The 22370-nt window shown below is 64.0% G+C and carries 20 protein-coding genes; 14 read left to right on the top strand and 6 right to left on the bottom strand.

Features of this window, described 5'->3' with window-relative positions:
- Positions 1-12: 12 nt before the first annotated feature.
- The 9 genes from ACIP1G_RS13220 (at position 13) to ACIP1G_RS13260 (ending at position 11081) form a co-directional block, all read left to right on the top strand.
- A complete protein-coding gene (locus ACIP1G_RS13220; RefSeq protein WP_016713841.1) occupies positions 13-732 on the top strand; it encodes an ABC transporter permease in 720 nt (239 codons plus the stop codon).
- A complete protein-coding gene (locus ACIP1G_RS13225) occupies positions 729-1439 on the top strand; it encodes an ABC transporter permease subunit (protein ID WP_346646370.1) in 711 nt (236 codons plus the stop codon). Before ACIP1G_RS13220 ends, ACIP1G_RS13225 begins: the two co-directional genes overlap by 4 nt.
- Positions 1440-1455: 16 nt before the next feature.
- Positions 1456-2700 (top strand): FAD-dependent oxidoreductase, encoded by a 1245-nt coding sequence (locus tag ACIP1G_RS13230; protein ID WP_400737526.1) that lies wholly within the window; start codon positions 1456-1458, stop codon positions 2698-2700.
- Between the two features lie 22 nt (positions 2701-2722).
- On the top strand, positions 2723-3505 hold the full coding sequence (locus tag ACIP1G_RS13235; protein WP_400737529.1) for an amino acid ABC transporter ATP-binding protein: 783 nt from the start codon (positions 2723-2725) through the stop codon (positions 3503-3505).
- Between the two features lie 400 nt (positions 3506-3905).
- Positions 3906-4709 (top strand): gamma-glutamyl-gamma-aminobutyrate hydrolase family protein, encoded by an 804-nt coding sequence (locus tag ACIP1G_RS13240; protein ID WP_400737532.1) that lies wholly within the window; start codon positions 3906-3908, stop codon positions 4707-4709.
- A 593-nt stretch (positions 4710-5302) separates the two neighbouring features.
- A complete protein-coding gene (gene kdgD, locus ACIP1G_RS13245; RefSeq protein ID WP_264362989.1) occupies positions 5303-6214 on the top strand; it encodes a 5-dehydro-4-deoxyglucarate dehydratase in 912 nt (303 codons plus the stop codon).
- Positions 6215-6317: 103 nt separating this feature from the next.
- On the top strand, positions 6318-7682 hold the full coding sequence (locus ACIP1G_RS13250; RefSeq protein ID WP_400737536.1) for an MFS transporter: 1365 nt from the start codon (positions 6318-6320) through the stop codon (positions 7680-7682).
- A gap of 78 nt (positions 7683-7760) precedes the next feature.
- Positions 7761-9314 carry a galactarate dehydratase gene (gene garD, locus ACIP1G_RS13255; protein WP_400737538.1) on the top strand — a complete coding sequence of 518 codons (1554 nt, stop codon included), beginning with the start codon at positions 7761-7763 and terminating at the stop codon, positions 9312-9314.
- 186 nt (positions 9315-9500) lie between these two features.
- Positions 9501-11081, top strand: a complete 1581-nt coding sequence (locus tag ACIP1G_RS13260; protein WP_400737540.1) for an aldehyde dehydrogenase (NADP(+)) — start codon at positions 9501-9503, stop codon at positions 11079-11081.
- Between the two features lie 164 nt (positions 11082-11245).
- Here the strand turns inward: ACIP1G_RS13260 and ACIP1G_RS13265 are convergent, their stop codons facing one another.
- The gene (locus ACIP1G_RS13265; protein ID WP_015270701.1) at positions 11246-11995 is read right to left on the bottom strand and encodes a FadR/GntR family transcriptional regulator; all 750 of its coding nucleotides are present in this window, start codon (positions 11993-11995) and stop codon (positions 11246-11248) included.
- A 198-nt stretch (positions 11996-12193) separates the two neighbouring features.
- Between ACIP1G_RS13265 and ACIP1G_RS13270 the strand changes: the two genes are divergently transcribed.
- Complete coding sequence (locus ACIP1G_RS13270) at positions 12194-12844, top strand: DUF998 domain-containing protein (protein ID WP_400737542.1); 651 nt, start codon at positions 12194-12196, stop codon at positions 12842-12844.
- Positions 12845-12918: 74 nt separating this feature from the next.
- On the top strand, positions 12919-13248 hold the full coding sequence (locus ACIP1G_RS13275) for a hypothetical protein (RefSeq protein WP_400737544.1): 330 nt from the start codon (positions 12919-12921) through the stop codon (positions 13246-13248).
- A 45-nt stretch (positions 13249-13293) separates the two neighbouring features.
- On the opposite strand, the gene ACIP1G_RS13280 is transcribed toward ACIP1G_RS13275, so the two are convergent.
- From ACIP1G_RS13280 to ACIP1G_RS13290, 3 genes are all read right to left on the bottom strand, one after another.
- Positions 13294-14214, bottom strand: coding sequence for a LysR family transcriptional regulator (locus tag ACIP1G_RS13280; RefSeq protein WP_400737546.1), 921 nt, complete (start codon positions 14212-14214; stop codon positions 13294-13296).
- A 34-nt stretch (positions 14215-14248) separates the two neighbouring features.
- A complete protein-coding gene (locus ACIP1G_RS13285) occupies positions 14249-15223 on the bottom strand; it encodes a quinone oxidoreductase family protein (protein WP_400737548.1) in 975 nt (324 codons plus the stop codon).
- A gap of 106 nt (positions 15224-15329) precedes the next feature.
- The gene (locus tag ACIP1G_RS13290) at positions 15330-16544 is read right to left on the bottom strand and encodes a YeeE/YedE family protein (protein WP_400737550.1); all 1215 of its coding nucleotides are present in this window, start codon (positions 16542-16544) and stop codon (positions 15330-15332) included.
- Positions 16545-16792: 248 nt separating this feature from the next.
- Between ACIP1G_RS13290 and ACIP1G_RS13295 the strand changes: the two genes are divergently transcribed.
- Complete coding sequence (locus ACIP1G_RS13295) at positions 16793-17701, top strand: LysR family transcriptional regulator (protein ID WP_400737552.1); 909 nt, start codon at positions 16793-16795, stop codon at positions 17699-17701.
- Here the strand turns inward: ACIP1G_RS13295 and ACIP1G_RS13300 are convergent, their stop codons facing one another.
- Positions 17702-18220, bottom strand: a complete 519-nt coding sequence (locus tag ACIP1G_RS13300; protein ID WP_400737554.1) for a DMT family transporter — start codon at positions 18218-18220, stop codon at positions 17702-17704.
- A gap of 216 nt (positions 18221-18436) precedes the next feature.
- On the opposite strand from ACIP1G_RS13300, the gene ACIP1G_RS13305 reads away from it, so the two are divergent.
- Complete coding sequence (locus ACIP1G_RS13305; RefSeq protein ID WP_400737556.1) at positions 18437-19201, top strand: hypothetical protein; 765 nt, start codon at positions 18437-18439, stop codon at positions 19199-19201.
- A 4-nt stretch (positions 19202-19205) separates the two neighbouring features.
- Here the strand turns inward: ACIP1G_RS13305 and ACIP1G_RS13310 are convergent, their stop codons facing one another.
- A complete protein-coding gene (locus tag ACIP1G_RS13310; RefSeq protein WP_400737558.1) occupies positions 19206-19787 on the bottom strand; it encodes a hypothetical protein in 582 nt (193 codons plus the stop codon).
- A 225-nt stretch (positions 19788-20012) separates the two neighbouring features.
- Between ACIP1G_RS13310 and ACIP1G_RS13315 the strand changes: the two genes are divergently transcribed.
- Complete coding sequence (locus ACIP1G_RS13315) at positions 20013-22145, top strand: TonB-dependent receptor (protein WP_400737560.1); 2133 nt, start codon at positions 20013-20015, stop codon at positions 22143-22145.
- Positions 22146-22370 lie beyond the last annotated feature (225 nt).

Here is a 22370-nt window from a genome sequence, read left to right on the forward strand (position 1 = left end):
TAGGGGTTCGTCATGCTCGATCAATTGTCCTTGCTGTCCTTCGCCAGCGGAGGCTGGGGCCAGGCGCTGCTGGCCGGCGCGCTGGTTACCGTATCCCTGGCCCTGGCCTGCCTGCCCATCGGCCTGCCGCTGGGCCTGGTCGTCGCCCTGGCCGCACGCTCACGCAAGCGCCTGCCGCGGGCCTGGGCCACCACCTTTTCCACCGTGTTCCGCGGCCTGCCCGAGCTGCTGACGCTGCTGATCATCTATTACGGCTGCCAGATCGCCGCGCAGAAGATTCTCGCCGCCATGGGCTATGAGGGTGAGTTCCTGATCAACACCTTCCTCGCTGCCATGATCGCCTTCAGCCTGGTATTCGCCGCGTTCTCCAGCGAGATCTGGCTGGCGGCCTTCAAGACCCTGCCCAAGGGCCAGCTGGAAGCGTGCTCGGCGTTGGGCCTGAGCAAACGCACCGGCTTCTTCAAGGTGCTGCTGCCGCAACTTACCCGCATCGCCCTGCCCGGCTTGTCGAACAACTGGCTGTCGCTACTCAAGGACACTTCGCTGGTATCGACCATCTCGCTGGTCGACCTGATGCGCCAGACCAACCTGGCGGTCAGCGTGACCAAGGAGCCGATGTTCTTCTATGGCGTCGCCTGCCTGGGCTACCTGCTGTTCGCGGCACTGTCCGGGCGCGTGTTCGCCTACATCGAACGGCGCAGCAACCGCCACCTGCAAGGAGCACGCGCATGAGCTTCGATCAACTGCTGGCACTGGTACTCGACCCCGACCTGCTGGAGCGCTACGGCCCGCGCTTTCTCGACGGCCTGCTGGTGACCGCCAAGCTGGTGGCGATTTCCTTCAGCCTGGGCGCCGTGCTCGGCCTGTTGCTGGCCCTGGCGCGCATGTCGCGCAGCCTGCTGCTGCAGCGCATGGCCGCCGGCTACGTGTATTTCTTCCGCGGTTCGCCGCTGCTGGCCCAGCTGTTCCTGCTGTACTACGGCCTGGGTTCGCTCAAGGGCTTCTGGCAGGACGTCGGCCTGTGGTGGTTCTTCCGCGAGGCGTGGTTCTGCACCTTGCTGGCGTTCACCCTGAACACCGCTGCCTACCAGGCCGAGATCTTCCGCGGCAGCCTGATGGCGGTTGCCCCTGGCCAGCATGAAGCAGCGCGGGCGCTGAACCTGAAACGCTCGACCACCTTCTTCAAGGTGATATTGCCGCAGTCGCTGCTGGTGGCCATCGGCCCGCTGGGCAACGAGCTGATCCTGATGATCAAGGCCAGCGCGATTGCCTCGCTGGTGACCATCTACGACCTGATGGGCGTGACCAAACTGGCCTTCTCGCGCAGCTTCGACTTCCAGATCTACCTGTGGGCCGCCGTGCTCTACCTGGTGATCGTCGAACTGGTGCGGCGCCTGCTGAAACACCTGGAAGCCCGCCTGGGCCGCCACCTGAACTGACCGAAGGATACGTTCCATGCATTGCCAGACCCTTGTTCTCGGCGCCGGCATCGTCGGCGTCAGCACCGCCCTGCACCTGCAGGCCCGCGGGCGCCAGGTGATCCTGATCGACCGCGACGAACCGGGCAGCGGTACCAGCCACGGCAACGCCGGGCTGATCGAGCGCTCCAGCGTGATCCCCTATGCCTTCCCCCGGCAACTGGGTGCACTGCTGCGCTACGGCCTGAACCGCCAACCCGATGTGCGCTACAGCTTGATGCACCTGCCCAAGGCCGCGCCCTGGCTGTGGCGCTACTGGCGGCAGTCAGCCCCTGGGTGCCTGGCCGGCGCTGCCGCCGACATGCTGCCGCTGGTGCAGCGCTGCGTTGAAGAGCATGACGCCCTGATCGCGGCGGCCGGCCTGGAAGGGCTGGTGCAGGCCAAGGGGTGGATCGAGGTGTTCCGCGACCCGGCGCTGTTCGAGCAGGCCAAGACCGACGCCAAAGGCCTGAGCCGGTATGGCCTGCAGTTCGAAATCCTCGAATGCGGGCAGTTGCAGGCGCGTGAGCACCAGCTGGACGCCACCGTCGTTGGCGGCATCCACTGGCTCGACCCCAAGACCGTGAACAACCCCGGCGCCCTCACTCGTGGCTATGCGGCGCTGTTCCAGCAACGCGGCGGGCAGTTCCTGCATGGCGATGCGCGCAGCCTGCGCCAAGTAGAAGGCAAATGGCAGGTCGACAGCCGCCGCGGTCCGATCACCGCCAACGAAGTAGTGGCCTGCCTTGGCCCACAGTCGGCCGACCTGTTCAGCGGCCTGGGCTACCAGATCCCGCTGGCCATCAAGCGTGGCTACCACATGCACTACAGCACCCGTGACGGCGCGCAGCTGGAGCATTCCATCTGCGACACCCAGGGCGGCTATGTACTGGCACCGATGGCCCGTGGTGTGCGCCTGACCACCGGCATCGAGTTTGACGCGGCCAGCGCACCGGGCAACCAGATTCAGCTGGGCCGCTGCGAAGCCCTGGCGCGCAAGTTGTTCCCGGCCCTGGGTGAACGCCTGGACGATACCCCGTGGCTGGGCCGCCGCCCGTGCCTGCCCGACATGCGCCCGGTGATCGGCCCGGCGCCGCGCCACCCTGGCCTGTGGTTCAACTTCGGTCACGCCCACCATGGCCTTACCCTCGGCCCGGTCAGCGGCCGCCTGCTGGCCGAGCTGCTCACTGGCGAACGCCCCTTCACCGACCCCGCGCCCTACAGCGCGACCCGTTTCGACTGAACCCACGCGGGAGAACAACAAGATGACCGCACCACTGAGCCTTGCCACCCTTGCCCCCGAACCCGACCCGCGCCCGGTGCTGATCCGCATCGAAGGCCTGAACAAGCACTACGGCGCGTTTCACGTGCTGCGCGACATCGACCTGCAGGTGCGCGAAGGTGAACGCATCGTGCTGTGCGGGCCGTCCGGCTCGGGCAAGTCGACGCTGATTCGCTGCATCAACCGCCTGGAAATCGCCCAGCAGGGCAGCATCCAGGTGGACGGCATCGACCTGGCGGCCACCAGCCGCGAGGCGGCGCAAATACGCAGCGACATCGGCATGGTATTCCAGCACTTCAACCTGTTCCCGCACATGAGCGTGCTCGACAACTGCCTGCTGGCCCCCACCAGCGTGCGTGGGCTGTCGCGCAAAGATGCCGAGGAGCGGGCGCGCATGTACCTGAAGAAGGTGGGTATCGAAAGCCAGGCGCACAAGTACCCCAGCCAGTTGTCTGGCGGCCAGCAACAGCGCGTGGCGATTGCCCGGGCGCTGTGCATGAAGCCGCGGATCATGCTGTTTGATGAGCCAACCTCGGCGCTGGACCCGGAAATGGTCGCCGAGGTGCTGGATGTGCTGGTGCAACTGGCTGGCACTGGCATGACCATGCTCTGCGTTACCCATGAAATGGGCTTTGCCCGGCAGGTGGCCGAGCGGGTGCTGTTCCTTGAAGGTGGGCAGATCATCGAGGACAGCCCGCCGCAGGTGTTCTTCAACCAGCCGCGTACCGAGCGGGCCAAGGGGTTCCTGGCGCAGATACTGCACTGATACCTGCTCCGGCCTCTTCGCGGGTGAACCCGCTCCTACAGGGTTCTCTACGCCCTTGTAGGAGCGGGTTCACCCGCGAAGAGGCCAGCCCAGGCAACACCTTCATTGCACCGCTGCAATGACCCAACTGCATCGTTAAATATTATTGACTTTCACCCCCGCCAAACCCACGCCGCCACAGGCCCGCATCGGTTTCAGCCCCCAAAAACCGGCGCATTCCCGCATTAAAGCTCTCTTCCTTCGTTTGACATATCGAACGGCTCTGGCAAGCTATCTACAGGCCCCGACCGGAATCGTCGCCTCGACGAGCCGGCAGTGCTCGGGGCTACAGGCAGCACTCAGAGCCCCGCGCCGTGCGCCTGCACAACAACGACAGGTTGAACCTGTCCCAAGGTGACATATGTCCAACAGCAACATTGGCAACAAGAAACCCTCCCTGCGCAAACCCGTCGTCCTGATGACCATGGGCAGCCAAGAGCGCAAAGGCCATGACTACCAGGTCATGACCCACAAATACATCACCCCGCTGGTCGAGTTTTCCGATTGCGTCCCGGTGCTGGTGCCCACTTGCTGCGGCACTGAAGACCTGGAGACCTACCTGGACATGGCTGACGGCGTGTACCTGACCGGCGCCGGCAGCAACATCGACCCGGCCCTGTACGGCCAGGAAAACCAGACCCCAGGCAAGGGCCAGGACCAGAACCGCGACCTGTTCGACATTCCGCTGGTCAAGGCGGCGCTCAAGCGTGGCCTGCCGATCTTCGGCATTTGCCGTGGCATGCAGGAAATCAACGTGGCACTGGGTGGCGATATCTACCAGAAGGTGTACGCCGAGCCTGGCTTCAACGACCACCGGGAAAACCCGGAAGACCCGGTCGAGGTGCAGTACGCCCAGGTGCACAGCGTGAAGATCAAGCCGGGCAGCTGGCTGCGTGACACCCTGGGTACCGACGAAATCCGCGTCAACTCGCTGCATGGCCAAGGCCTGCACAAGCTCGGCGCCGGCATCGAGGCCATCGCCCACGCCGAAGACGGCTTGGTCGAGGCGATTCACGCCCCGAGCATTTCGCCGTTCCTGTTTGCCGTGCAGTGGCACCCTGAGTGGCAAGCGGCGAAGAACCCTGATTCGATCAAGATTTTCCAGGCTTTCGGTGATGCTTGCCGTGCCCAGGTACGCAAGGCGCAGATCAAGCGCGCGGCCTGACCCTCAGTTTCCTCTGCTTTGATCGCGGGGCGGCGCAAGGCCGCCCCCGTTTCCCCGGTCACCCTCTGCTGGTCCCAGAACACTTCCCGTGGAATCGGGCGGCGGGCTTGTGCCTGTCTCCGCGATCGTTTTTTCCTCCCCCAAGAGATACGATGACTGCTATGTGGTCGTCGTTACATTTTTAGCGCCCTTGAGATCGAGCGCCGCCCGCGCGGCGCTTCGCGGCACAAGGCCGCTCCCACATCTGTTTCGGGCCAGTCTCTCCTGGGCCTTCACCTCTGCCCGCCCTGTTTGTTCCCTTCGATATTGTGGGTTGCACACCTGTTCTTCTTCAATTTCCTGTCATGCACCAAGGGTGCGCGCGCCTATGTCACAGGAATAATTGGCCCGAAACAGATGTGGGAGCGGCCTTGTGCCGCGAAGCGCCGCGCGGGCGGCGCTCGGTCTGATAGGCGCTGCAAATGCCAAGACATGCATCTTGAGCCCACAAAAAATTTTCTCAAAAGGGACTAGTCATCGCACTAGTTGTACGATAACTTACCTCCAACACAGAACAACACCCTTCACCCAAGCGCCACAGGATGCCAACAACAATGAATCCTCAAGAACTTAAATCCATCCTCTCCCACGGCCTGCTGTCTTTCCCGGTCACCGACTTCAACGCCCAGGGCGACTTCAACCAGGCTGGCTACATCAAGCGCCTGGAATGGCTGGCCCCATACGGCGCCAGCGCCCTGTTCGCCGCCGGTGGTACCGGTGAGTTCTTCTCCCTGGCCGCCAGCGAATACAGCCAGGTGATCAAGACCGCCGTCGACACCTGTGCCACTTCGGTACCGATCCTCGCTGGCGTCGGTGGCTCCACCCGCCAGGCCATCGAGTACGCACAAGAAGCCGAGCGCCTGGGTGCGAAGGGCCTGCTGCTGCTGCCGCACTACCTGACCGAAGCCAGCCAGGACGGTGTTGCCGCCCACGTCGAAGCCGTGTGCAAATCGGTGAAGATCGGTGTGGTGGTCTACAACCGCAACGTCTGCCGCCTGAACGCCGACCTGCTGGAAAAGCTGGCCGAGCGCTGCCCGAACCTGATCGGCTACAAGGACGGCCTGGGTGACATCGAACTGATGGTGTCGATCCGTCGCCGCCTGGGCGACCGCTTCAGCTACCTGGGTGGTCTGCCGACCGCCGAAGTGTATGCTGCCGCCTACAAAGCCCTGGGCGTGCCGGTGTACTCCTCCGCCGTGTTCAACTTCGTACCGAAGACGGCCATGGACTTCTACAACGCCATCGCCCGTGACGACCACGCCGCCGTGGCCAAGCTGATCGACGATTTCTTCCTGCCGTACCTGGACATCCGTAACCGCAAGGCCGGTTACGCCGTGAGCATCGTCAAGGCCGGCGCCAAGATCGCCGGTTACGACGCCGGCCCGGTACGCACCCCGCTGACCGACCTGACTGCCGAAGAGTACGAAATGCTCGCAGCCCTTATGGACAAGATGGGTCCGCAATAAGCGACCCCCGCGGCCTGCCCTTGCCGCACCCGGAGTGGGAAGCCCCCACTCCGGTTACAATTCGTGAGCCCGCACAAAAATAACTAGTGGGAGTATTGCCAGCATGCAAGCGACTAAAAAGACGCATGTGCGCTACCTGATCCTGTTCATGCTGTTTCTGGTGACCACGATCAACTATGCCGACCGCGCTACCATCGCAATCGCAGGCTCCAGCCTGCAGAAAGACCTCGGCATTGACGCCGTAACCCTCGGTTATATCTTCTCCGCCTTCGGATGGGCTTACGTGGCTGGCCAGATTCCTGGTGGCTGGCTGCTCGATCGCTTCGGCTCCAAGAACGTCTACGCCTTCAGCATCTTCACCTGGTCGCTGTTCACCCTGCTGCAGGGGTTTGTCGGTGGCTTGCCGGTGGCTTGGGCGGTGGTGACGTTGTTCACCCTGCGCTTCCTGGTCGGTTTCGCCGAAGCCCCGTCGTTCCCGGGCAACGCGCGCATCGTCGCGGCCTGGTTCCCGACCCAGGAACGCGGCACCGCATCAGCCATCTTCAACTCGGCGCAATACTTCGCCACCGCACTGTTCGCGCCCATCATGGGCTGGATCGTGTTCAGCTTCGGCTGGGAGCATGTATTCGTGGTCATGGGCGCACTGGGCATCGTGTTCTCCATGGTGTGGCTGAAGACTATCCACAACCCCAGGCAGCACCCGCGCATCAGCCCGGCCGAACTCGAGCACATCGAGCAGAACGGTGGCCTGGTGGACATGGACCAGAAGCGCGGCAACGACGGCCCGAAATGGGGCTACATCAAGCAACTGCTGACCAGCCGCATGCTGCTGGGCGTATACCTGGGCCAGTACTGCATCAACGCCATCACCTACTTCTTCCTGACCTGGTTCCCGGTGTACCTGGTGCAGGAACGTGGCATGACCATCCTCAAGGCCGGCTTCATCGCCTCGCTGCCGGCGATTTGCGGTTTCATCGGTGGTGTGCTGGGTGGCGTGATTTCGGACTGGCTGCTGCGCCGTGGCAACTCGCTGACGTTCTCGCGCAAACTGCCGATCGTCTGCGGCCTGCTGCTGTCTACCACCATGGTGTTCTGCAACTACGTGGACGCCGAGTGGATGGTGGTCGGCTTCATGACCCTGGCATTCTTCGGCAAAGGCATCGGCGCACTGGGTTGGGCGGTAGTCGCCGACACCTCGCCCAAGCAGATTGCCGGGCTGTCGGGCGGCCTGTTCAACACCTTCGGCAACATCGCCTCGATCACCACGCCAATCGTGATCGGCTACATCATCAGCGCCACCGGCTCGTTCAAGTGGGCCCTGGTGTATGTGGGCGCCAACGCCCTGGTAGCGGTATTCAGCTACCTGGTGATCGTCGGCCCGATCAAGCGTATCGAGCTGCGCGATGATGCCCCAAAGCCACAGGCTGAGCCTGCCGCCAACAGCGAACTGGCCAGCTCGCGACACTGAGTGAACACGCCCGCGCCGGTAACCCTGGTGCGGGCGGATGTACAAAAAGCCTGAGAACCTGACAAGTAGGGCCCAACCATGCAGTTGATCGAACATTCCGACTCGCCCCGCTACGTCCGCCTGCACGACGACGACAATGTCGTGGTGGTGGTCAACGACGGCGGCCTGGGCGAAGGCGCCCGTTTTGCCGACGGCCTGACCCTGGTCGAAGGCGTGCCACAAAGCCACAAGGTCGCCACCGTGGCCATCGCCAAGGGCGAGCCGGTGCGCCGCTACGGGCAAATCATTGGCTATGCGCTGGAAGACTTGCGCCAGGGCAGCTGGGTGCAGGAGAGCCAACTGGCCATGCCTGCTGCCCCCGAGCTGGACAGCCTGCCGCGTTGCGACGCCGTTCCGCAGCCGCTGCCAGCGCTGGATGGCTTCACCTTCGAAGGCTACCGTAACGCCGACGGCACCGTCGGCACCCGCAACATCCTCGGCATCACCACCACAGTGCAATGCGTGACCGGCGTGCTGGAGCATGCGGTCAAACGCATTCGCAGCGAACTGCTGCCCAAGTACCCCAATGTCGATGACGTGGTGGCCATCACCCACAGCTATGGCTGCGGCGTGGCAATCAACGCCCGCGATGCCTATATCCCGATCCGCACCGTGCGCAACCTGGCGCGCAACCCCAACCTGGGTGGCGAGGCGCTGGTCATCAGCCTGGGCTGCGAAAAACTGCAGGCCGGCCAGGTGATGCACGACAATGACCCGTCGGTGGACCTCAGCGAGCCATGGCTGTACCGCCTGCAGGACGCTAGCCTGGGCTTTGTGGAAATGATCGAACAGATCATGGAACTGGCCGAAACACGCCTGAAAAAACTCGACCAGCGCCGCCGCGAAACCGTACCGGCCAGCGAATTGATCCTCGGCATGCAGTGCGGAGGCAGCGACGCCTTCTCGGGCATCACCGCCAACCCGGCGCTGGGCTACGCCGCCGACCTGCTGGTACGCGCCGGCGCCACCGTGCTGTTCTCGGAAGTGACTGAAGTACGCGACGCCATCTACATGCTGACCTCCCGCGCGGAAAACCAGGACGTCGCCGATGCACTGGTACGTGAAATGGATTGGTACGACCGCTACTTGCAGCAAGGCGCCGCCGACCGCAGCGCCAACACCACGCCGGGCAACAAGAAAGGCGGCTTGTCGAATATCGTCGAGAAGTCCCTGGGTTCGATCGTCAAGTCTGGCAGCGGCGCCATCCAGGGCGTACTCGGCCCGGGCGAGCGGGTAAAGCGCAAGGGCCTGATCTTCTGCGCCACCCCGGCCAGCGATTTTGTTTGCGGTACCCTGCAGCTGGCTGCCGGCATGAACCTGCATGTGTTTACCACTGGCCGCGGCACCCCGTATGGCCTGGCCATGGCGCCAGTGGTCAAGGTGTGCACCCGTAGCGAGCTGGCCCAGCGCTGGCCCGACCTGATCGACATCGACGCCGGGCGCATCGCCAGCGGCCGCTCGACCATCGAGGAGCTGGGTTGGGAGCTGTTCCATTACTACCTGGATGTGGCCAGCGGCCGCAAACAGACCTGGGCCGAACAGCACCGTTTGCACAACGACATCACCCTGTTCAACCCGGCACCGATTACCTGATGCCCCAAGCTTGCTCGGTCTCACAGTGAGTCGCGATCCCTGTGGGAGCGGGTTCACCCGCGAAGAATCCAACGCGGTGCATGGCACCGGCTTCGCCGGTGTTCGCGGGTGAACCCGCTCCCACAGGGCCCGAGCAAACTCCGCAAGCAAGTTCTCTTCCTTCACAACTCTCTACAGGAGCACCCCATGCCTGAAATCCTCGGCCACAACTTCATCGCCGGCCAGCGCAGCGCCGCTGGCCCACAGCGCCTGCAGAGCCTGGACGCCAGCACTGGCGAAGCCTTGCCTTACAGCTTTGCCCAAGCCACCGAAAGCGAAGTGGACCAGGCCGCCAAGGCGGCCGCTGCCGCCTTCGTCGAATTCCGCAACCTCAAACCTGCACGCCGCGCCGAGTTCCTCGACGCCATCGCCGCCGAGCTGGACGAACTGGACGACGCCTTCGTCGCCATCGTCTGCCGCGAAACCGCCCTGCCCGCCGCCCGCATCCAGGGCGAGCGCGGCCGTACCAGCGGCCAGATGCGCCTGTTTGCCCAAGTGCTGCGCCGTGGTGATTACCTCGGCGCACGCATCGACCTGGCCCTGCCCGAGCGCCAGCCGCTGCCCCGCGTAGACCTGCGCCAGATGCGCATCGGCGTCGGCCCGGTCGCCGTGTTCGGCGCCAGCAACTTCCCGCTGGCCTTCTCCACCGCCGGTGGCGACACCGCAGCGGCACTGGCCGCCGGCTGCCCGGTGGTGTTCAAGGCGCACAGCGGCCACATGGCCACCGCCGACCTGGTCGGCTGCGCCATCGTGCGTGCCGCCGAGCGTACCGGCATGCCCAAGGGTGTGTTCAACATGGTCTTCGGTGGCGGCGTGGGCGAGTGGCTGGTCAAACACCCGGCTATCCAGGCGGTTGGCTTCACCGGCTCGCTGAAAGGCGGCGACGCCCTGTGCCGCATGGCCGCCGAGCGCCCGCAGCCAATCCCGGTGTTCGCCGAGATGTCCAGCATCAACCCGGTGATCATCCTGCCGGGCGCCCTGGCCAAGCGTGGCGAGGCCATCGCCCGCGAACTGGCTGGCTCCGTGTGCATGGGTGCCGGGCAGTTCTGCACCAACCCAGGCCTGGTGATCGGCCTGCAGTCGCCGCAGTACAGCCAGCTGCTGGCCGACCTGGGGCAACACCTGGACCAACAGGCCGGGCAGACCATGCTCAACGCCGGCGGCCTGCGCAGTTACGTCGGCGGCCTGGAGCACCTGCACGCCCACGCCGGTATCGAGCACCTGGCCGGCCAGGCGCAGGAAGGCAGCCAGGCCCGTGCCCAGCTGTTCAAGGCCGATGCCCGTTTGCTGGTCGAGTCTGATCCGCTGCTGCAGGAAGAAGTGTTCGGCCCCACCACCGTGGCCGTGGCAGTGCAGGACAACGACCAGCTGCGCGCCGCCCTGCTCGGCCTGCGTGGCCAGCTGACCGCCACCCTGATCGGCGAGCCGGAGGACTTCGAGGCCTTTGCCTGGCTGGTGCCGCTGCTGGAAGAGAAAGTCGGGCGGATCCTGGTCAACGGTTACCCGACCGGGGTGGAAGTGTGTGATGCCATGGTCCACGGCGGGCCGTACCCGGCAACTTCCGATGCACGTGGCACCTCGGTCGGCACCCTGGCCATCGACCGCTTCCTGCGCCCGGTGTGCTACCAGAACTACCCGCAGGCGCTGCTGCCTGAGGCACTGCGCGATGGCAACCCGCTGGGGGTGCGTCGGCTGGTGAATGGGCAGTGGAGTGAAGGGGCGATCTGATCCCCCTGAAACCAGAAAGCCCCGCACATGGCGGGGCTTTTCTTTTGCCTGTACCGGCCTCTTCGCGGGTAAACCCGCTCCCACAGGGACCACCTTAGGCTTGAGCCCTTTGGGGTCCCTGTGCGGGTTTACCCGCGAAGAGGCCAGCACAGGTAACAAAGGCCTCAGGCCCCTTGCGCCTCAGCCTCTTCATGCGCCTGGCGCAAGCGCTCGCGGCTGTTGCTCAGGTGCATGCGCATGGCCATCTTCGCCCCTTCGCTGTCACGCCGGGCAATGGCCTCGTAGATCGCTTCATGCTCATGCATCAGCCGGCTCATGTAATGCGCCTGGTCATCATGGGCCAGGCGCGCCGAATTCAGCCGGGTACGCGGAATGATGCTGGTGCCCAGGTGGTTGATGATGTCGGCGAAGTAGTGGTTGCCGCTGGCCTGGGCAATGCGCAGGTGGAACTGGAAATCCGCCGATACCGCATCGGTGGCATGGGCAGCCCCTTCGTTGAGTTCGTCCAGCGCCGCACGCATGCCGGCCAGCTCTTCATCACTGCGCCGCTGCGCCGCCAGGCCCGCCGACTCGATCTCCAGGGCAATGCGCAACTCCAGCACTGCCAGCACTTCACGCAGGGTGACCACCGTCGCCGGGTCGATGCGAAAGCCCCCCGTAGCCGGCGCGTCCAGCACGAAGGTGCCGATGCCGTGGCGGGTCTCGACCTGCCCGGCGGCCTGCAACCGCGAGATCGCCTCACGCACCACGGTGCGGCTGACGCCCTCTTCGGCCATGATCTGCGATTCGGTCGGCAGCTTGTCGCCGCGCTTGAGCTGGCCACTGCGAATTCGCTCGGTCAGCACCGTGACCAGTTCCTGGGCCAGACTGCGCGGCTTGCGCCGGGTCTTTGCCTGTACCTGCTGCTCTGTCATTGCCCTGTATTTCACCTTGAAAGACAGCGCTCATCATAGCGCAAGCAGTTGTACGATCACATACTCCCGGTGCGGTATTTCTTACTCGGCCTGTAGGCCAAAGCCTGTAAAAAAACGCGTGGAAGCGCTGGTCCAGAGCGCGCAAAAGCCTGTACTGTGCGCCTTCACGCTCACTCATCCATGGAAGGAAACCGCAGCATGAAGCCATTAGACCGCCTGCTGCTCGCCAGCGGCCTGCTGATTCCCCTCTGGTTGCTGGCAGGTGTATGGCTCACCGCCCAGGCTTACCCCGGCTACAGCCACCTGCAACAAGCCATGAGCCAGCTCGGCGCTGCAGGCTCGCCGACCCACCATTGGTCACCGCTGGTCAACAACTTCCCGTTGGCCGCCTTGTTCGCCCTGTTTGCATGGGGCCTGGCGCGGCGCTGGCGTGGCTCGAAACTGGCGCTGCTGAGTGCAGGCCTGGTGCTGCTGCATGGCATCGGCAGTTTGGGCACGGGCTGGTTTCCCTGCGACCAAGGTTGCGCACCGGCGCAGCCGTCCACCTCACAGCAGTTGCATAACCTGTCTGGCCTGCTGATGTTCTTGTCATTGACCCTGGCCAGCGCCCTGTGGGCCTGGTTGGGCAACCGCATTGCCGGCTCACAGGGGCTGGCACTGTTCTCCCTGGCCTGCGTGGTACTGGCGATCATCACCGTCGCGCTGATGGGCCAGGCGGCACAAAGCGGCCAGTTGTTCGGCCTGTATCAACGCCTGAACTATGGCGTGTCGGTGATCTGGGTCGCCAGCCTGGCCTGGGCCAGCTTGCGCACACCAGCCGCCAACCCGCTACGCATGGCCACGATCTGACGGCAAATTGCTGGCCCCCAGCCTCTGAAAGCGAAGGCAAACTTCCTTCATCTTCAGATGCTTAGGACAGCAACATGCGAGTACTTCTAGCAACGATGGCCGGCTGTGTGCTGGCCACGCTCGCTTTCGGCGCCCAGGCTCGGGCGCTGAGCCAGAATGATCGCCACACCTGCGGCTGGGGTGCGCAGATAGCCGCCGAGGCCCAGCAGGCCAAGCTTTCCGGGGTAACCCTGTATGCCACGCGCAAGAAGCTGCAGGTGCGCAAATTCCCCAAACCGTGGATGCGCATGACCGCTTTCGGCATTACCGAACAGACCTACAACAGCCGCTCGCGGATCAAACCCGCGGCGATCAAGCAGACCTACTACGAGCAGTGTGTACAGCATGCTGTAGCTAAAAGGTAATTTGTTATTTATCAGTTAGTTATGTTTTAAACCTGTAGGAGCGCTTCAAGGCCGCCAGGGGGCACCGGCCTTGAAGCGCTGTTCCAGCCAGGCTTTCAAGGCGCCCAGGGCGGCAGTGTTGAGGCGCGCTGTCGGCCGTACCAGATAAATGCCTGCCGCCACGTCCAGCTGCCAGTGCGGCAGCACCCGCAGCAGGCGCCCGCTGGCCAGGTCCTCACCCATTAGCCAATCACCCCCGGCAAGAATACCCACGCCACGCCGCGCCGCCTCCAGCAGCGCTTCGTTGTCATTGCTGCGCAGGCTGCCGGCGACCTTGACGTTCACCTGCTGCCCGCCACTCATCAAGCGCCACTCGGGAAATGAACGCAGGCCACTGAAGCCCAGGCAATTATGGCCGGACAAATCTTCCGGCTGCGCAGGCGCACCATGCCGAACCAGATACCCGGGAGACGCGCACAGGATGCGCACGTGGTCGCACAACTTCTTGGCCACCAGGCGATTATCTGCCAGCTCACCAATGCGAATCGCAGCGTCGAAGCCCTCGCCGATCAGGTCGACGAAACGGTCGGCATACTCAGCCTCCACCGTCACCTGCGGATAGGCCAGCACGAAGTCGGCTAGCATCCCGCTCAACCAACGCCGGCCCATGGCTGCCGGCAACGCGAGACGCAGGCGGCCACGTACCGTTGCCGCACCCTCAGCCGCCTCCTGCTCCGCCTCGGCGATCAGCCGGTTGGCCTCGCCCACCTTGGCCACTAGCCGCGCGCCCTCATCGGTAAAGCGCAACTGCCGCGTGCTGCGCTCCACCAGGCGAATGCCCAGGCGCGCCTCCAGTGCGCTCAGGCGCTTCGACAGCACCGTGGGGTGGCGCGCCAACTGCCGCCCGGCAGCGGCAAACGACCCCTGCTCATGCAGGGCCAGCAAGGTGGCAAGTTCATCGGCGCGGCGGCTATCAAAGGCATCCATGGCAAGGCTCGGCACAAGGCAGTGGGATCAGAGATCAGGCAGTAAGGACCAGCGCGCCCTCCGACAGCCCTTGCTCCAGGTCCCCGTGGGCCCTGGCCGCTTCGGCCAGCGGGTAGCTGCGCCAGACCCGAGGCTGGATGATACCCTCGGCGACCGCCGCCAGCACATCGGCGGCGCGTTGCTGGTATTCGTCAACCGTGCGGGTGTGTGCCGCCAGCGAAGGCCGGGTCAGGTACAGCGAGCCCTTGGCATTCAGCGTGGCTACCTCGATGGCCGCCGGGGCGCCTGAGGTGCCGCCGAACGAAACCAGCAGGCCACGCACCCGCAGGCTGTCCAGAGAGGCTTCCAGCGACACCTTGCCGACACAATCATAGGCCACGTCCACCCCTTGCCCGCGGGTCAGCTCGCGCACTTGGCCGGCCAGCGTTGCCGCGTCGAATACCAGCACATGGTGACAGCCCGCCGCCTGCGCCCGTGCCACGCTTTGCGGGCGCGACACTACGCCGATCACCGTAGCCCCCAAATGCCGCGCCCAAGGCGCCATCAGTTGGCCCAAGGCGCCGGCTGCACCATACAACAGTACCTGGGTGCCCGGCCCTACGGCATAGGTGGATTTCAGCAGGTATTGCGCCGTGATGCCTTTGAACAGCACCGCAGCCGCTGCCTGGTCATCCAGTTGCGACGGCAGCTTGACCAGGCGCTCGGCCGGGAACAGGCGGCCACTGGCATAGGCGCCGACTGGCCCCATTGCATAGGCGACCCGGTCCCCCACTTGCACGTTGTGTACCCCATCACCGATGGCGGCGACCCGGCCTGCGCCCTCCAGGCCCAGACCGGACGGCAATGCCAGCGGTGCACCGCCCTTGCGCTGCAACACGTCCAGCGGGTTCACGCCCATGGTCGTCTGCTCCAGCCAGACCTGGCCGGGCCTTGGCACTTGCGCGTGTATGTGTTCCAGCTGCATGACATCGGCAGTGCCGGTGGTGTTGAGGATGATGCGGTTAGCCATGATCGAATCCTGCTGGATGAGTGTTCGAGTCAGGCTAAACAGGTAGGAAAAGTTGAACAATCAGGCGGGATGCAGATGATTTCTGCATCCCTTGCAGCAATACGCTTCAGCAGCCGCTCAGTACCGCAGGGCGGCGCTCCCCGGCGAAGAACAATGGGCGCAGTCGCACACCGATCAGGTTACCGGCATAGGCCGCCACCAGCCACAACCAGCCATGCACGCTGCCTGAGGCGATGCCACTGAAGTACGCACCGATGTTGCAGCCGTAAGCCAGGCGCGAACCGTAGCCCAGCAGCAGGCCGCCAATCACCGCAGCTACCAACGACGGCAACGGAATTTTCAGGCTCGGGGCAAAGCGTCCGGCCAGGCCCGCCGCCAGCAATGCACCCAGCACAATGCCCAAGTCCATTACGGTAGTGATGTCCTGCCACAACGGCGCGGCCAAGGCCTTGGCATTGGCCGGTGCCTGCCAGAAAACCCAGCTGCCGACATCCACGCCCAGCCCGTTGAGGACCTTTGCGCCCCACAAGGCGAAGGCCGAAGTAATGCCCCACGGCCGCCCCGCCAGCGCCAACGTCGCGTAGTTCAGCAGTGCCAAGGCAATCGCGCCCCACAACAACGGCCAAGGGCCACGCAGGAAGCGGCGCAGGCCCTGGTGCTGGCTGGCAAGCGGTGCCTCCAGTGCGCCATGCCGGCGCTTCTCCAGCACCACGGTGGCCCAGCCGACTAGCCCGAATACAGCCAGGCTCACCAGCAGCGCCGGCCCTACACCCCAGGCCTGTAGGATCGAGGTAGCCGGAAACGACGGCAAGGCAAACCACCAGTCGGCATGGTGGGTGGCGGTGACCGAGCCAATGATGAAGAACAACAAGGTCACCAGCATGCGTGCATTACCCCCGCCCACAGTGAACAGTGTGCCCGACGCACAGCCGCCGCCCAACTGCATGCCAATGCCGAAGATGAACGCACCGAACACCACCGACACGCCGGCCGGGGCTACCAGGCCGGTGACCGGGTTGCCGAACAGGCTGCCCGCCGACAGCGCCGGGAAGAACAACAGCACGGCCAGGGTCAGCATCACCATCTGCGCACGCAGGCCTGCACCTCGCCGCTCATTGATGAACACCCGCCAGGCCGAGGTGAAGCCGAAGGCGGCGTGATACAACGTCAGGCCAAGCGCCGCGCCAACGAGCAGCAGTAACACCTGCTTGAAGCCAGCGTTGAGGTTGAGGAACCAGGCACCGGCCAGCAGCAGGGCCAAGGCAATCAAAGGCGCGCCGAGGCGACGCGGTTCAGGTGTGGCAGTTGCGGAAAGACCCATCGAAATACTCGGATAACAGTGAAACGGCTTGGGAGTATAACCCCGACAGATGACGCGGTCCTTGTAGGAGCGGCCTTGTGTCGCGATGGGCCGCAAAGCGGCCCCAGCGAAATCTGCTGCGCAGCTGAAAATCCGGGGCCACTTTGCGGCCCATCGCGACACAAGGCCGCTCCTACAGTGACCGTGCAAGGCTCAATCATTTGGTAAGCTGATCAAAGCCGCCAGATTCTATAGAGGCCATTCATCCCATGGATGAGCTGCGCAAGATCGACCTCAACCTGCTCCTCGCCCTGCACGCCCTGCTCAGCGAAAAGCACGTGACCCGCGCCGCCCTGCGCCTGCACCGCAGCCAACCGGCGGTAAGCCATGCCTTGGCGCAGTTGCGTAAGCATTTCGACGACCCCTTGCTGGTCCGCCAGAACGGCCGCATGGCCCTGACCTCCCGCGCCCAATCGCTGGCCAGGCCGCTTCAAGACGCACTGGGCAACCTAAACGGCCTGCTGGCCGCCCCGCAGTTCGAGCCGGCCAAAGCCCAACGCCGTTTCAGGCTGTCGCTGTCCGACTACTCCTCGCGCATCATCCTGCCGTCCCTGCTGCGCCACCTGCGCCAAGTCGCGCCAGGGGTGGACCTGGCCATCAGCCAGGCCAGCCGCGAGACCATGCTGGCCCAGCTGCTCGATGGTGAACTGGACCTGGCCCTGGGCATCTTTCCCGATCTGCCCCAGGCGATCACCGCCCAGCCGCTGTTCGCTGACAGTTTCATCAGCGTTGCCGACCGCCAGGTGCTACCGGCCAGCGGCGGCCTGGCCCTGGAAGACTGGCTGGCGCGCCCGCATGTGTTGATGGCCATGCGCCCGGATGCCTTCGATGAAATCGAACGTGCGCTCGCTGCCCTGGGCCTGCGCCGCCGAATTGCCTTGGCCTTGCCGCACTGGAGCGCGGCAGTCGAGGTGCTGGCCGGTACCGACCTGATCCTTACCGTGGCCAGCCGCGCGGTGGGCTCACTGCACCCGCACAAGGCGTTACGCCAGTTCGAGCCGCCACTGGCGATTCCTGCTTTCGACTACCAACAGGCCTGGCACAGCCGCAAGGACAGCGACCCTGGGCATCGCTGGCTGCGTGAAACCGTGTGGGCCTGCAGCCAGCCAGGGCACTGATCAGCCTTCTGGCTGCTTGACCACCGCAGTGGTACTGGCAGGCGAAGGCACGGCCCAGGTGCCCTGCACCAGCAATACACCGCACAGGATCAACAGCACACCCGCCAGCCTGGCCAGGTTGAGCGGCTTGCCCGCCAGCCCCATCACCCCGAAATGGTCGGCAAGAACGGCCGTGATGATCTGCCCCGCCACCACCAGTACCAGGAACCCCGCCGCCCCCAGCTTAGGGGTGAGCGCTGCGGCACCGGCCACGTACATCGCCCCCAGCACACCCCCGATCCATAGCCACCAAGGCCCCTGCATCGCCTTGCCCAAATCCGGCGCCGGCACCCTGAGAACCAGCAACGCGGCGATCACCACCACCGAACTGACCGTCAACGAGGTGAACGCCCCCCATAACCAATGCCCCAGCGCCCGGCCGACAGCAGCGTTGCCTGCCGCCTGAAACGGCAGCACGGCACCGGCAAGCAGCGCCAAGGCAAAGGGAAGTGCCAGCAGGCACAGGGTTTTACTGAACATGGCAGTCTCGTTCCTGAAAAAGGTTCAGGCCATGATCGGTAAATTCCCTGCATCTATGGAAATTGAAAGTGTGCACGCCAATCATTCGCCAAATGGATATCAGCTTACGATTTCTGTCGATTGGACTAGGATGCAGCCCAGCCGCGACGCCCCAGGACATGCCGGGGGAGCCACGACTGGAACCCAACGAATACCGTATGTGATGGAGCACATTCGATGACAGATGAACGCAAAACCCTGATTGATCACGGACAACTAGCAACCCGCAACCTGGCCGAATGCCTGGCAGTGAACCAACTGACCGTGGCCCATGCAGTGGCCAGTGAGCTGCCCACCACCCTGGCCCAGCAGTTGGCCGCCACCGCCGAAGCCAGCCAGACGCTGGGCCTGTCGAAAAAGATCGCAGCCATCGGGCTCACCCTTGGGCAGTGGCTGGAACAAGCCCCGGCGCACCAGCGTCAGCAAGTTTTCGAGTACTGCAGCGCACACCGCTCCGATACGCTTCGCAGTTGGGCGGCTTTCGCTCAGGCACACCTGTCGCGCTCGCTCAACCTTGAGGCGGCATTACTGGCCCAGTTACGTTTTGCTCAGGATGAACATTTCGGCGTCCGCGAGTGGGCCTGGATGGCCCTGCGCCCGCGCCTAGCCCAAGAACTGGAAGGCGCACTGGCCTTGCTCGGCCAGCATGCGGGTGACAAAAACCCGTTGGTGCGCCGTTTCTGCGTCGAGGTGCTGCGCCCTCGTGGGGTCTGGTGCGAACACATCGCCGCACTCAAACAGGCACCGGAAGTGGCCGAGCCGCTGTTGGTACCCCGCCTGGCCGAAGCCGACAAGTATGCCCAGGACTCGGTTGCCAATTGGCTCAATGATGCCAGCAAGACTCGGCCCGACTGGGTGCTCCAGCTGTTCGAACGGTATCCGCCATCATGCAAGGCATCACGGCGGATCCATACGCGGGCAACCCGCAGTCTTCCCCAATGAGGCGTTAGCGCGAGGTTTCGACGCGCAGCACTTCGGTGTAGATCGCGTCGACCGTCTGGCCGACCTTGAGGTTTTTCATGCGTGCCTGCAGGTCAGGGTTCTCGACCTTGACCACCTGCAGCTTGCCCTCTGGTGGCAGCAGGCTGACTTCATGCTTCTTGAGGTCGATCTTCTTGATCTGTGACGTGACCTTGACCTGGCGGAATGCCTCGCCGCCCGGGTTGGGGTTTTGCTCGGTTGCACGAATGGTTCCGGACTCTTCGCTCGCCTTCGGCGCCCCACCCACTTCAGGATTCAGCACATAGGCCACTGCGCGGGTCACATAGATGTCGACCTGGTCACCCACCTTGAGGTTGGGCAGCGCCTTGGCCTTCTCGGTCAGCTGGAAGGTCACATCCTTCTTCTCGTCAGGGCCTTTCACCGTAACCTGGCGGGTGGCCAGGTCGATGGCCGTGACCTGCGTGGTGACGTGGCTTTCCAGCGCCTCGCTGCCGATAGGGATACCGGCAGCCTGCGCCGTGAAACTGGCGGCAGAGCCCAGTGTGGCAAGGGCAACAGCACGAGCGAGAGAACGAATTGGGTTCATAGGCCTGCTTCCATGTAATCAAGACCGAATAGGTGCGGGAAATGTTTACGCGCTAACAAGCATAGCCATTACCTGCCGCCTTGCCGGCACTTCTCACGCGACCCATTCCGGCGCATTTTCGTCATGGAAATCCTTGCAACAGCAAATGCGAACTCTTTACACTTGCTTTACATTTACAAATCATTACTATTCGTGACCTTCGAAAACAACAAAGAGTCACCTGTAATGGCAAAAAGGTCTGTTGCCCCGGCATCCATTTCCATGCTGGGCCTGCTGGTTGTACCTGCTGTTCACGCTGCCGTTCAAACCGAAGCTCAGGGCTCCCTCGCCCTCCCCGCCACTGCCATCACCAGCGCCTACGAGCAGCAAAGCTACAAGGCCGGTGAAAGCCGCAGCGCCTTGAAAGTCGATGCACCGCTGCGCGATATCCCGCAAACCGTCAACGTCGTGCCCGAGAGTGTGATCAAGGACCAGGGTGCGCAGTCCATGGAAGACGTGCTGAAGAACGTGCCCGGCATCGGCATGTCCAACGGCGATGGCCAGCGCGACCAGGTGACCATTCGCGGCTTCAGCGCCATTGGCGACATGTACATCGACGGCGTGCGCGACGACGCCCTGTATTTCCGCGACCTGTCCAACATTGAGCGTGTCGAGGTCATCAAGGGCCCGGCTGCCGTGCTGTATGGCCGTGGTTCTTCGGGCGGCCTGATCAACAGCATCAGCAAGAAGCCAAGCTTCACGCCCAAGCGCGAAGTCGGCATGAGCTTCGACAGCGAGGGCAAGCGCCGCACCCAGTTCGACACCGGCTGGGCCGACCCGCAGGGCAACCAGGCCTACCGCATGACCGGTGCATTCGAAGACAGCGATACCTTCCGCGACGATGGCTACATCGATCGCAAGGCCATCGCACCATCGGCCTACTTCCGCCTGTCCGACGACCTGGAACTGAACCTGGGCGCCACCTACCTATACGACAAGCGCCTGATCGACTTCGGCATCCCGGCCCTGGGCAATCGCCCGGTGGACGTGGACCGCGGCAAGCGCTTCGGTTCCGGCGATGCCGACCAGGACTACGCCCGCAGCGAAGTGTTCTCGTTGACCGCCAGCCTGGACTACCGCATCAACGACGACTTCACCCTGACCAACACCAGCCGTTACTACCGCTACGACCTGGACCGCAACAACACCCTGGCCGACAGCACCCCGACGCGCTTCGTTACCGCGCCCAACGGCGAACTGCTGGTCAAGCTCAACCGCGGCAACGTTGCGCGTGACGAGTACGGCGTGTTCAACCAGACCGAGCTCAAGCAGCAGGCGCAACTGGCCGGCATGCAGCACAACCTGCTGTATGGCGTGGAAGTGGGCTTCCAGGACAAGTACCAGCGCGTGTTGAGCCAGAACAACGTGGCCCAAGTGCCGGTATACCGCGACGCCTTGGTGCCGGTGCCGGAGCACGCCGCCAACCTGTCGTCCCAGGGCACCAACTTCCAGCAGACCACCGGCCTGTACCTGCAGGACATGATCGAGCTGAACGAGCACTGGAAGGCCTTGGTCGGCGTGCGCTATGACATCTTCGGCCAGGAGTACGACGACGACCGCGTGCAGAACGTCGACCTCGACCGTACCGACAAGACCTGGAGCCCGCGTGCCGGCCTGGTATATCAGCCAGACGCCATCCAGTCCTACTACGTGTCGGTCAGCCGCAGCTACCAGCCTTCGGGCGAGGTGTTCGCGGTGAGCCCGACCAACCAGCATCTGGAGCCGGAAGAAACCACCAACTACGAAATCGGCGCCAAGTGGGACCTGCTCGACAGCCGCCTGTCGGTGACTGCTGCAGTGTTCCGCCTGGAGCGCACCAACATGAAGACTGCCGACCCGGCCAACCCCAACCTGACCGTGCTGGCGGGTGAACAACGTACCGACGGCTTCGAAGCCACCGTCAGCGGGCAGCTGACGGACAAGTGGCAGGTCTACGCCGGTTACGCCTACCTGGATGCCGAGATCACCAAGTCCAACAGCAAGACCAACGGCGTGGCCAACGAAGGCCAAACTCCAACCCTGACGCCGCGTAACAGCGCCAACGTCTGGCTGGTGCGTACCCTGACTCCGGAATGGCGCGTGGCTGCCGGCGCCAACTACGTCGACGAACGCTACACCGCACTCGACAACGTGGTGGTGATGCCGGGCTATACCACCTTCGACGCCGCGCTGCTGTACGGTGTGCAGCAGTGGGACGCCGCGCTGCGCCTGAAGAACGTGTTCGACCGCGACTACTACGCCTCGGCGCACGGCTCGGTAGACCTGGTCACCCCAGGTGCACCGCGCACACTGGAAGCCAGCTTCAACTACCGGTTCTGATTACAGGCAATCCCATGCCTTGCGGGGACGGCCTTACCGGGCGCCGGGCTTGCCCGCGAAGAACCCAGGGCGGTGCATGGCACCGGCTTTGCCGGTGTTCGCGGCTAAAGCCGCTCCCACGTACCGCGTGAGCCCGAAGCTTGCGCAATACGTGTAGGAGCGGGCTTGCCCGCGAAGAAGCCAGCGCGGTGCATGGCACCGGCTTTGCCGGTGTTCGCGGCTAAA

This window comes from Pseudomonas sp. NPDC089392, assembly GCF_044749595.1.
Lineage (GTDB): Bacteria > Pseudomonadota > Gammaproteobacteria > Pseudomonadales > Pseudomonadaceae > Aquipseudomonas.